The sequence below is a fragment of the Streptomyces virginiae genome, from assembly GCF_000720455.1.
Classification (GTDB): Bacteria; Actinomycetota; Actinomycetes; order Streptomycetales; family Streptomycetaceae; genus Streptomyces; species Streptomyces virginiae.
Genome location: NZ_JOAK01000100.1, coordinates 1 through 397 on the forward strand (window position 1 = coordinate 1; position 397 = coordinate 397).

The following is a 397-nucleotide window of genomic DNA, read 5'->3' on the forward strand; positions in this document are numbered from 1 at the left end:
CATCCAGCCACCCCTCCACCAGAACCCGGATCTGCGACAGACCCGTGTCCTGACCCACCGGAGCCGCACCCGCCCGGCACATCTTGATCCCGTTGTACTGAGCAGGATTGTGCGACGCCGTGAACATCGCACCCGGCAGCCCCATCGACCCCGACGCGTAATACAGCTGATCCGTCGAACACAGACCGATCAACGTCACATCCACACCACGCGCCGCCGCACCCCGCGCGAAAGCAGCCGACAGACCAGGCGACGACGGACGCATGTCATGACCGACCACGATCGCCGACCCACCCACAACCTCGACGAAAGCAGCACCGAACAGCTCCGCCAGGGACTCGTCCCACTCGTCCGGCACGACACCACGCACGTCGTACGCCTTGACGATGTTCGAAAG

General features: G+C 64.5%; 1 pseudogene. It reads right to left on the minus strand.

The features are described from left to right. Positions 1–397, minus strand: a pseudogene (manB, locus tag IG86_RS0138125) (phosphomannomutase/phosphoglucomutase); the annotation flags it as partial.